This window comes from Oceanospirillum sp., from assembly GCF_982874595.1.
In genome coordinates this window covers 1-10001 of record NZ_CEYNZH010000081.1, presented here as the reverse complement: position 1 = coordinate 10001, position 10001 = coordinate 1, and the positions used below count along the sequence as shown (strand labels likewise).

General features: G+C 50.8%; 11 protein-coding genes. 5 read left to right on the top strand and 6 right to left on the bottom strand.

Features of this window, described 5'->3' with window-relative positions:
• The 3 genes from AC4GL5_RS17890 to AC4GL5_RS17880 form a co-directional block, all read left to right on the top strand.
• A partial coding sequence (locus AC4GL5_RS17890) for an ABC transporter permease subunit (RefSeq protein WP_490384167.1) occupies positions 1-365 on the top strand: 365 nt, incomplete at its 5' end.
• Complete coding sequence (locus AC4GL5_RS17885; protein ID WP_490384166.1) at positions 365-1915, top strand: ABC transporter ATP-binding protein; 1551 nt, start codon at positions 365-367, stop codon at positions 1913-1915. The genes AC4GL5_RS17890 and AC4GL5_RS17885, both read left to right, overlap by 1 nt.
• Positions 1881-2732 (top strand): phosphatase PAP2 family protein, encoded by an 852-nt coding sequence (locus AC4GL5_RS17880; protein ID WP_490384165.1) that lies wholly within the window; start codon positions 1881-1883, stop codon positions 2730-2732. Before AC4GL5_RS17885 ends, AC4GL5_RS17880 begins: the two co-directional genes overlap by 35 nt.
• A gap of 96 nt (positions 2733-2828) precedes the next feature.
• Here the strand turns inward: AC4GL5_RS17880 and AC4GL5_RS17875 are convergent, their stop codons facing one another.
• The 5 genes from AC4GL5_RS17875 to AC4GL5_RS17855 form a co-directional block, all read right to left on the bottom strand.
• On the bottom strand, positions 2829-4805 hold the full coding sequence (locus AC4GL5_RS17875; protein ID WP_490384164.1) for a RecQ family ATP-dependent DNA helicase: 1977 nt from the start codon (positions 4803-4805) through the stop codon (positions 2829-2831).
• Positions 4802-5527 carry a hypothetical protein gene (locus AC4GL5_RS17870; protein WP_490384163.1) on the bottom strand — a complete coding sequence of 242 codons (726 nt, stop codon included), beginning with the start codon at positions 5525-5527 and terminating at the stop codon, positions 4802-4804. Before AC4GL5_RS17870 ends, AC4GL5_RS17875 begins: the two co-directional genes overlap by 4 nt.
• The gene (locus AC4GL5_RS17865; protein WP_490384162.1) at positions 5520-5747 is read right to left on the bottom strand and encodes a DUF3565 domain-containing protein; all 228 of its coding nucleotides are present in this window, start codon (positions 5745-5747) and stop codon (positions 5520-5522) included. Before AC4GL5_RS17865 ends, AC4GL5_RS17870 begins: the two co-directional genes overlap by 8 nt.
• Before the next feature lie 18 nt (positions 5748-5765).
• A complete protein-coding gene (locus tag AC4GL5_RS17860) occupies positions 5766-6773 on the bottom strand; it encodes a Fic family protein (RefSeq protein ID WP_490384161.1) in 1008 nt (335 codons plus the stop codon).
• A 114-nt stretch (positions 6774-6887) separates the two neighbouring features.
• A complete protein-coding gene (locus AC4GL5_RS17855; protein WP_490384160.1) occupies positions 6888-7976 on the bottom strand; it encodes a site-2 protease family protein in 1089 nt (362 codons plus the stop codon).
• Between the two features lie 122 nt (positions 7977-8098).
• Between AC4GL5_RS17855 and AC4GL5_RS17850 the strand changes: the two genes are divergently transcribed.
• The gene (locus AC4GL5_RS17850) at positions 8099-9646 is read left to right on the top strand and encodes a cryptochrome/photolyase family protein (RefSeq protein ID WP_490384159.1); all 1548 of its coding nucleotides are present in this window, start codon (positions 8099-8101) and stop codon (positions 9644-9646) included.
• Entirely contained in the window at positions 9646-9822 is a 177-nt protein-coding gene (locus AC4GL5_RS17845) for a DUF2256 domain-containing protein (RefSeq protein ID WP_490384158.1), read from the top strand. The genes AC4GL5_RS17850 and AC4GL5_RS17845 overlap by 1 nt, the downstream gene beginning before the upstream one ends.
• Here AC4GL5_RS17845 and AC4GL5_RS17840 read toward each other — a convergent pair.
• A partial coding sequence (locus AC4GL5_RS17840) for a DUF3047 domain-containing protein (protein ID WP_490384157.1) occupies positions 9792-10001 on the bottom strand: 210 nt, incomplete at its 5' end. The genes AC4GL5_RS17845 and AC4GL5_RS17840 overlap by 31 nt on opposite strands.

Below are 10001 nucleotides of genomic sequence, written 5' to 3'. Positions count from 1 at the left end.
GGGCTGAGTTTCTCCGCTGCCGAAATTTGGAATACGTCACGGCAGCCAAAGCACTGGGGGTGCCTAATCGACTCATTATGTGGCGTCACATGCTGCCCAATGCCATGGTTGCCACTATGACCTTTATGCCCTTTATCTTTACCGGAGGCGTAACAACACTGACAGCATTGGACTTTCTGGGCTTTGGCCTGCCTCCCGGTTCTCCCTCATTGGGTGAGCTGGTCGCTCAGGGCAAAGCCAACCTGCACGCGCCATGGCTGGGAATCACCGCATTTGTTGTCCTGTCCGGTATGCTGACCCTACTGGTTTTTATTGGTGAAGGCGTACGTGACGCTTTCGATCCCCGCCATACGGGAGGTCTGTAATGAAAGAGGCACAAACCGAGCAGCAACATCTGCATCAATCGCAACCTCTACTGAAAGTTAAAGATCTTACGCTGGCCTTTGGCAAAGCTGAACCCGTTGTACAGCAAGTGTCATTCAGCGTAGAACGCGGAGAAACCTTAGGAATTGTCGGTGAAAGCGGTTCGGGTAAGTCTCTGTCCGCCCTAAGTATCCCCTACCTTCTTCCAGCCAATGCGCAGCGCCTTTCCGGTGAGATTTTGTTTGATGGCCGAAGACTAGACCAGCTTAATGAAAAACAATTGATGGCGCTTCGTGGCAACCGTATCTCCGTCATTTTCCAGGAACCGATGTCGTCGCTGAATCCATTACACAGTATCGGCAAACAGATTGCCGAGATCATTCAGCTGCATCGCCCAATGAGTAAGCAAGATCTGTTTTCTGAAGTCGTTAAGCGACTGGAAGAAGTGGGGATCAAGAATGCTGAACAGCGCTATGATGCCCTGCCCCACCAGTTATCCGGAGGACAACGCCAACGGGTAATGATTGCAATGGCAATCGCCAATGAGCCAGAATTGCTTATTGCAGATGAGCCGACAACAGCCTTGGATCAACAGATCCAGACTCAGATTCTGGACCTGATCAAAAGCCTGCAGAATAAATACCAGATGGCCGTTTTGCTAATCACCCATGACCTGAACATTGTCAGAGACTATGCTGACCGTGTCTGTGTGATGCAGCAGGGAAAAGTGGTGGAATCTGAAGCGGCAGAAAAGATTTTTTCTCAACCCCAAAAGGACTACACCCGTATGCTTCTGGCTGCAGACCCGGATGGAGAGCCCATCCCTTTAAAGCCAGATGCCAAAAATCTTCTGACGGTCAAGAACCTGAATGTCTGGTATCCGATTCGGACAGGGCTTCTGAAACGCGTAACAGGCCACATCAAAGCGGTCACCGGGGCTGAATTTACGCTTTCTCAGGGTGAATGTATCGGTTTGCTTGGTGCCAGCGGTTCCGGAAAAACCTCTCTGGGGATGGCAATTCTCAGACTGATTAACAGTGATGGTCAGATCTGTTTTTCAGGCAAAGACCTGAACCAAGCTTCTGCCGAAGAGATGCGCCAGATGCGCAAAGAAATCCAGGTCGTACTACAGGATCCTTTTGGAAGTCTTAGCCCAAGAATGACAGTCGGTGACATTATCGCTGAAGGCCTCAGTATTCACTACCCGGCACCTGCAGAAGAGATTGAACAGGCAGTAACGCAGGCGATGCAGGAAGTCGGACTAAATCCCGACACTCGTGACCGCTATCCCCATGAGTTTTCTGGTGGCCAGCGCCAAAGGATCGCCATCGCAAGGGCCCTGATCCTTAAACCATCACTGATCGTACTGGATGAACCCACATCAGCATTGGATAAAAGCGTGCAAAAACAGGTCGTTGAACTTCTGAAATCGCTTCAGTTCAAACGCCAGATCAGCTATATCCTCATCACTCATGATCCAACAATAGCACGATCGATGTGCCATAAGGTGATCCGTCTTGACCAGGAAAACACTCAACCAGCCGCCTCGTGATCTTCCTGAAAAAGAAGCCACGCAAAGCTTGGCTGCCAACAGAAGTGTCTTTCTGCTTCTGTTGGCCCTTGCTGCGGCCGCACTCTTTATTTCGGAAGAACTGAATCAAAACCTTTTTCTTAGTATCAATAAACTAACCAGCCAACTGCCTGACAGCTTTTGGATTAACATCACAAACCTTGGCAGCACACTGGCCGGAGCCGCACTCATTTGTCTACTGCTACCCAAACGGCCCCAGTTAGTGCTGCACCTTATCATATCGGGCTTGCTCTGCACCTTAGTGGTCTATGGGTTAAAACACTCCCTGGATGTCATCAGGCCACACCTGGTGCTGGATAGGAGCCTGTTTCACTTTATTGAGACCAACATCACTTCCCCGGCAAGACCATCAGGACATACCGCAACAGGTTTTTTTATCGCAGGCAGCGCCTGGCTCTTCCTGAATGGCGCAGCGTCAAGAATAGCCGTTTTATTATTGGCCTTACTTATAGGCCTCTCCCGAATAGCGGTCGGCGTTCATTGGCCTTTAGATCTTATCTGGGGAGGATTTATCGGGCTGGCAGTCGGATATGGCGGGGCCGGAATAACCAGCAGGTTCATCCGAAAAACAGAGAACAACGACACAGATGGAAAGGATTTATATCTCAAAGGTTTTACCTATTTAAGCCTTGGAGCCATCCTTTTTATTGCCGTTTATTTCATCTACAACCCTTTACCCTATAGCGGAGAAAACACCCCCTCATACGTGGTTATTTATGTTGCATTAATTACCAGCGCACAGGGCTGTTTCATGTCATTAAAGGAAAACAGTCGCTAAAACAAGCTATAGCGATGGGGGAATAACATCGGTTTGCCCCATGGACTATCATTGAGAACTATGCAAGCAGTGCGGTAATCATCCTCTGGAACAGGCTCAGACCAACTGAGCCACTTCCGCTTCTATATCCCGATAACGCAGCAGCTCACAGCTGCCAAAGCCATTCAGCTGTCGGGCTTTGATTTTGGTAAAGATCGGCTGGGTTAAACCTGCCAGGAAGCGGGCACTTAAGGTGCGCTTTTCTTCATCCGTCAGTTCCAGCGGGCTATCAGCCTCCAGCTTCTGCAGGAAGGTGGCAACATTGGCTTTAAGTTGTGCCTGATCGGGCCAGTTGGGTTCCTGCACATAACTCAGATGCGCTATCTGCCTGCGACAAACGGAGCAGTGGCCGCAGGCGTTGGGGCTGGAGTTTTCATCGAAATAGCGCGACAGATTATGGGTCAGGCAGCGATCCAGCTGGAAGAAACGGATCAGCGCGCCGATCCGCTCAATCTCTTTCTGCTCTTTTTCCGTCACGTAGGCATAAAGCTTGGCAACGGCATCATCATTTTTCAGGCGATTCATATCCACCCGGAACACTTCAGTCATCTTGGAAGCAGACAGCTCAATCAGCCCCTGCTCATGCAGATAATCCAACGCAGCAATCGCCCGATGACGCTCGGCACCTGAGCCGTAAGCCTGATACAGGCTGTCAAAATCCGGCACACCCCAGGTCTTTTTAAAAGCGGTATGTTCAAACACCGCCTGCAGGAAAGGCACACGCTCACCGGAGAACTTCGCCAGAATCGCCGCTTTATCGGCAACAAACTTATATTTGTATTCGGCAAAGTAGCTGCGTAACGGCTCTAAGATGCCCATTAGTTCCAGCTGAACCAACAGGGTTTTCAGCGGCAGCTGGCGAATATTGGTCTGGTTAGACAGAGTATAAAGCTGCACTTCCCAATGAGAAGCCGAACTTCCGGCGACAAAGCTCTCCTCTTCAATCGCCTGAATCAGCCGCTGAATATCCGAGCGCAGCGGTGTATCGCCATAAACGAAGTTTTCCAGCACCGGCACGCCATCAAGACTCGCCAGTGTGATGCAGTTGGACGGCTGACCATCCCGCCCTGCGCGGCCGATCTCCTGACTGTAGTTCTCAATGGATTTCGGCAGATCATAGTGCACCACAAAGCGGATATCGGACTTATCAATGCCCATGCCGAAGGCGATAGTCGCCACCACAACACGGATTTTGCCCGCCATAAAGTCGGCCTGAATCTGCTCCCGCTGCTCATTGGGCAATCCGGCATGATAAGCGGTGGCGTTGATCCCCTGCTGGCTCAGATAAGTCGCCACATCCTCAGCGGTATGCTGCAGGGTCACGTAAACAATGCCATCACCCTGCTGCTGATCGATCACCTGCTTCAGCGCCGCTTTCGGTTGCTGACCGGATTGCAGCGGCAGCACGCTAAGATCCAGATTCGGGCGGTAAAAACCGGTCTGCACCACATGCTCCGGTGCGATGCCGAACTTGAGCGCCATATCCTTTTTAACCCGTCGAGTGGCGGTGGCGGTGAGCAACAGCACCAGCGGAATATTCAGCTGATTGCGGTACTCCGGCAGTTTCAGATAATCCGGCCGGAAATTGTGCCCCCACTCGGAGATACAGTGCGCTTCATCCACCACCAGCATGGAGATGGGCACAGATTCGATAAACTGACGGAAGCGTTCATTCTTAAAGCGCTCCACCGATACCATCAGAATTTTCAACCGACCGGAACGGGCATCCTGCACCACCTGTTGGTGTTCTTCATTGGTCAGTGTCGAGTCGATACTGGCCGCAGCGATGCCCTTGCTGTGCAGAAACTCCAGCTGATCTTTCATCAGCGCCAGCAGCGGCGATACCACCAGGGTCAGATGGGGCAACTGCAGCGCCGTAAACTGATAGCAGAGGGATTTACCTGAACCAGTAGGAAAGATCGCCAGTGAAGAGTACCCGGCTAACAGCTGCTCAACCGTCTGCTGCTGACCACCACGAAAAGCGGGGAAACCAAAGGTTTGCTGGAGTTTGCTGTTTAAATCAGAAAACATCATTTTGCTTCACCTTTGCTGCCAATTGCTAACAAGTCTTCTCTGCAATCAATCACAGCATTACAAAGACTAAAGAACTTCGGAATCAATGAATCGTGGCAACGGGAGATGAACTTAACAGCATCTTGACGTGGAACTGAATAAGCAATCTTCTTTGGTACCTCATTTTCAAAGATTTGTTTTTGATACTGAAAAGACTCAAATTCCAGATTTTCAGTGGTATTGGCAATTCTAATTAAATGCCTATGTTTAATACGGTTTGCGTAGCCTTTTACAGTCTGAAAGTCCTCATCAGTCCATAAATCAATCAGCAAATCATAAAAACCAAACTCTTTATAATCAGCTAAAAAACCTTCAGACCATGCTACCCGCGTGTCACTTTTGGGTTTCGTAGCGTAGATTAGGTTTAACAGATATGGAAAGGAATCTAGAAGGCAATGCAGAGAGCCTATAAAAGCGACAATATTTGCCTCATATACTATGCGAACAGGTACCGAGTCACCGCCACGTCTATATCCATATAATCGATCTAATCTCAAATTACTTCCAGATACCACATCAACTAGGCATGAATAATGGTAAATGCAGTAATGTTTCCACTTTGAGATCGACTGAGCACATATTTCAATTTCTTGAATCAAGTCATGGTCAGCTGGATCAGAGCATTCCCTCTCCTTGAGTTCTCTGAATTTGGATAGATCAATCTCTGCAGTATGTTCACTCATATTTCGTCCTTAAATACTGATAATCCTTAGGCGCACCCTGATCGCATTTTTTACACTCAAGCAGCGAGCCTAACATACCTTCGCGCCCTTCCGGCGTTGTTACCCAAGGCCGTTCCTGCCACGGAGGATTATGCCGCACATGCTGGTTATGGCCGCAGGCCAGTTGGGCCACCCAGTGGCCTTCGTTGTCGGTATGGTAGCCGGTGATAGGTTGTTGCATAACCTTCCTCCTGCTCGACTACAGACAATAATACCGTTGCTTGGAGCTTCTCGGCTTATCAGGGATTTCCAAATACAACCAACCCGCATCCAACAAGGGTTTAAGCACACTTTTCCGGAAGTTCTCCCTGTCTTTTAAACCGCAGAAATCCTGCAATTCCTGCCTGGAGCGTGGTTTCAGGCAGTAATTATCAAGCCCTGAGTAACGGAACAGAATATCAAGTACAACTTGCGGGGTAACTTGCGGGGTAACTTGCGGGGTAACTTGCGGGTTCAGCTGCTCTTTCAGGGTTTCATCGATCACTTGCAGCATAAACTCGATAAAAGGGGCGCAATCCGTAGCCCGGGTACTTGCCCCAATCGCCTGATAGTATTCGGCCTGATGCTGATGCACGAGGCTTTCAATCGGCAGGTTAGCAAACAGCGGATTCCAGCGAGCCAGAATCAGACTTTGCCACAAGCGCCCCATTCGCCCGTTACCATCTGCAAAGGGGTGAATAAACTCAAACTCGTAGTGAAATACAGCACTGGCGATCAAGGGGTGATGATCGGTTCGACCCAACCAAGCAAACAGATCTGACATCAATCTTGGCACCTGGTTAGCCGGAGGTGCCATATGCACCACCTCTGAGCCACTCATCACGCCAACACCGCCACAGCGGTAATTCCCCTCGCCATCGACTAACCCCATCATCAGAATACGATGCGCTTCCAGCATGTCCGCTTCCCGACTGGGCAACCACTGCTCAAACCGCTCATAGACCGCCAATGCATTTTTGACTTCCTGCACCTCTTTCTGAGGCGCTATAACCGGCTTACCTTCTAACACCGCTGTTATCTGCTCAACCGTAAGGGTGTTACCTTCAATCGCCAATGAACCCTGAATAGTGCGGATCTGATTTGCCCGGCGTAAACGCAACGCCTGTGCCTGTTCAGTCAAAGCAGACAGGCGTCCCAACTGCTCACTGATTGAAGCGATCAGATTGAGCGTGGTTGCGGAGATCGAAAAAGGTGGTTCGTAGGCCATCTGTTTTACTCTAAACGGTACTCAAAACGGAGTCGTATAAACAGTTTACTCAGAGGAATAACCTGCGTCACTTCCTGCCGGAATACCGGCAGGAAGCAACTCGCCTGCTCTAAATCAAGAATTCAGAATCTTCAGCGGCAATGCCAGCAGATCATCACCGGTTCCCGCCAGATAGATAATCACCGCGCAGAATCCCGCTACGGTGACGACATACCAGATCGCAGAGAAGATCTGGCCGTAACGATCCAGTGGTAGCAGGTGGCTTTGGTGACGCTGTTTCCATTCAAAAAAGATCTCGGCAGTGCCGATCAGCAGCAGGAAACCCAGCAGCGCCAGACCAAAACTGTAGCTGATCAGGACGCCTAAACCCGCTCCGGCGCCACACAACAAAAGCCCTGCGATAGAGTTCATAGAGAAGCTGATACTTTTCAGCACATGGCCGCCATCCAGAGGCAGAATCGGCAGCAGATTAAACAGGTTCAGCAAGCTGTTGAACGCCGCGATACCGGCAAAGAAAATATTGCCGGTGATCCAATACGCAATCAGCGCCAGCAGGGACATGCCCAGACCAAAAAATGGCCCCATCAGGGAGATCACCACATCCTGCCAGCGTGTGTTGATCTTGGCATCACCCAGCGCAAGGCCGCCCATAAAGGGGATCAGGTAGATGCCCTTGGTTTTCATACCGAAGTGCTGCATGGCACGGATATGACCGTACTCATGTACCACAAGACAGGCGATCAGACTGAGGGCAAACTCCAGTGAAAACAGCCAGGAATAGGCCGCCAGACTCGCACCCGCCAGCACCACCTTGATCACCTTGGCACTCTTGATCAGCTTCATGCCCAGCGACAACAGGCCGATCATACTGAATTGGCGCGGCACCTTAGGCTCAACCACAGGCTGCTGACGCTCAATATCCTTAACGGTACGTTCACCATCCGCCAGAGATTCACCAGCAATTTTCAGCTGATAATCAAACTGGAACGGTTGCCAGCCCAGCTTAAAACTCAGCTCACAGGGAATCACCTCACCGTTACGGCTGTCGGTCAGCTCAAAACTCAGGCTGAACTCCCCTTCTGCATCACCATCAGCATTTTTACCGGCTACCGGTTGCCCGCCCCAGTAAAGCACCTGCCAGCCCGCCATAGACGCCTCCAGCCGCAGCGGCTGCCCTAAACAATCGATATTGAGAAGTTCCAAGGTAATCCCCGTTGTAAATCAAACGCTTAAAATTACCGCTATTATGCCTGAAGCCGTGGGTAAAGAACCACACGGGTATCAAGTGCGTAGAAGTGACACCTTCAACCGCCAAGGAGCATGCCGTGGCAACACTTCGACTGATATTGGGTGACCAGCTTAGTGAGAACATCACCAGCCTGCAGGATCTGAACCCTGCCACAGACCGTGTGCTGATGTGCGAGCTGGCGGAAGAAACCACCTACGTACCCCACCATAAAAAGAAGCTGGTGTTTTTTCTGTCCGCGATGCGTCATTTCGCCCAGCAACTGCTGAAACAGGGTGTTGAGGTCACTTATTTTAATCTGGATGAAGGACTGACACGCTTTTCTGACGGGATCCTTAAAGTGCTCAACACGCCCGAAACGGAACGCCCCGCATTTGAAAAGATCGTCGTCACCCATCCCGGAGAATATCGGGTGCTGCAGCAACTGAAGCAGCTGAAAGAGGAACTCAACATCCCCCTTGAGATCCGCCCCGACCGGCGTTTTCTCTCAGGTAAAAAACAGTTTGCCGACTGGGCAAAAGACCGCAAACAGCTGCAGATGGAGCTTTTCTATCGTCAGATGCGTAAAAATCTCGGCATTCTGATGCAGGATGGCGAACCGGTTTGCGGCCAGTGGAATTACGATCAGGAGAACCGGAAATCCCTACCCGCAAACCTAAGCCCACCTGCACCGCTGGGCTTTAAGCCCGATGCCATCACACGACAGGTGATCAAACTGGTGGGTGACCGTTTCCCGGATCATTTTGGCAATCTGGCTGACTTCCATTACGCGGTAACGCGACCACAGGCACGACAGGTGTTAAACCACTTTATTGAACAACGCCTGCCCCTGTTCGGTGATTATCAGGATGCGATGAAGCAGGATCAGCCCTGGTTATTTCACAGCCATATCGGGCTTTATCTGAATATTGGCTTGCTGACACCGATGGAGGTGATTAGAGCCGCAGAAAACGCTTGGCAGGATCAGGTTGCGCCATTAAATGCTGTTGAGGGGTTTATCCGTCAGATTCTCGGCTGGCGGGAATATGTGCGCGGTCTTTACTGGCTGAAGATGCCGCACTACAAGCAGGAAAACTTTCTGCAGGCGGATCGCGCCCTGCCGGCGTTTTACTGGAGTGGCAAAACCCGCATGAACTGCATCAGCCAGTGTGTTCAGCAAACCAAAGAACACGCCTATGCCCATCATATTCAGCGCTTAATGGTGCTGGGAAATTTTGCCCTGCTGACCGGCCTGTCCCCTAAAGAGGTGAACGATTGGTATCTGCTGGTTTACGCCGATGCGGTCGAATGGGTCGAGCTGCCCAATGTCTCCGGCATGATCCTGTTTGCCGATGGCGGGTATCTGGCCAGCAAACCCTATGCCGCAGGCGGCGCCTATATCAACCGTATGTCGGATTACTGCAAGCACTGCAGCTACAAGGTGAAGGAGAAAACCGGCCACCACGCCTGCCCTTTTAATTATCTCTACTGGGATTTTCTCGACCGCAATAAAGAGACGTTGAGAGACAATCCCCGCATGGGATTGGTCTATAAAAATCTGGAAAGGATGAGCGAGAGCCAGGTGGAAGCGATCCGGATGCAGGCTGACAGTTTTTTAAGCAAGCTGGACAAGGGCGAGGCTGTCTGATGAAAGGCCACAAAAAGATGTTTCTGCGGGAAAAGATCTGCCCGGTCTGTATGCGGCCCTTTAAATGGCGCAAAAAATGGGCGAAGGACTGGGAGCAGGTGATCTACTGCTCCCAACGCTGCCGATCCTCCGGGCTAACAAAGGATCACTCGGCAGAAAACACCAGATCACCGTAAAAGGCCTCCGCTGTACTGCCGGAGTTATCGGTGTCCGTCATAATAGCGACCGCCTTAACCGTTTCGATCTCTTTTCCGAATAACCACTTAAGATCTGCCTTCAGATTTCGCTTTTCGGTATACCAGACATCACCGGCTGCCTGCTGGGTGACGCCATCCAGCCGAACTACGTGTTCGCG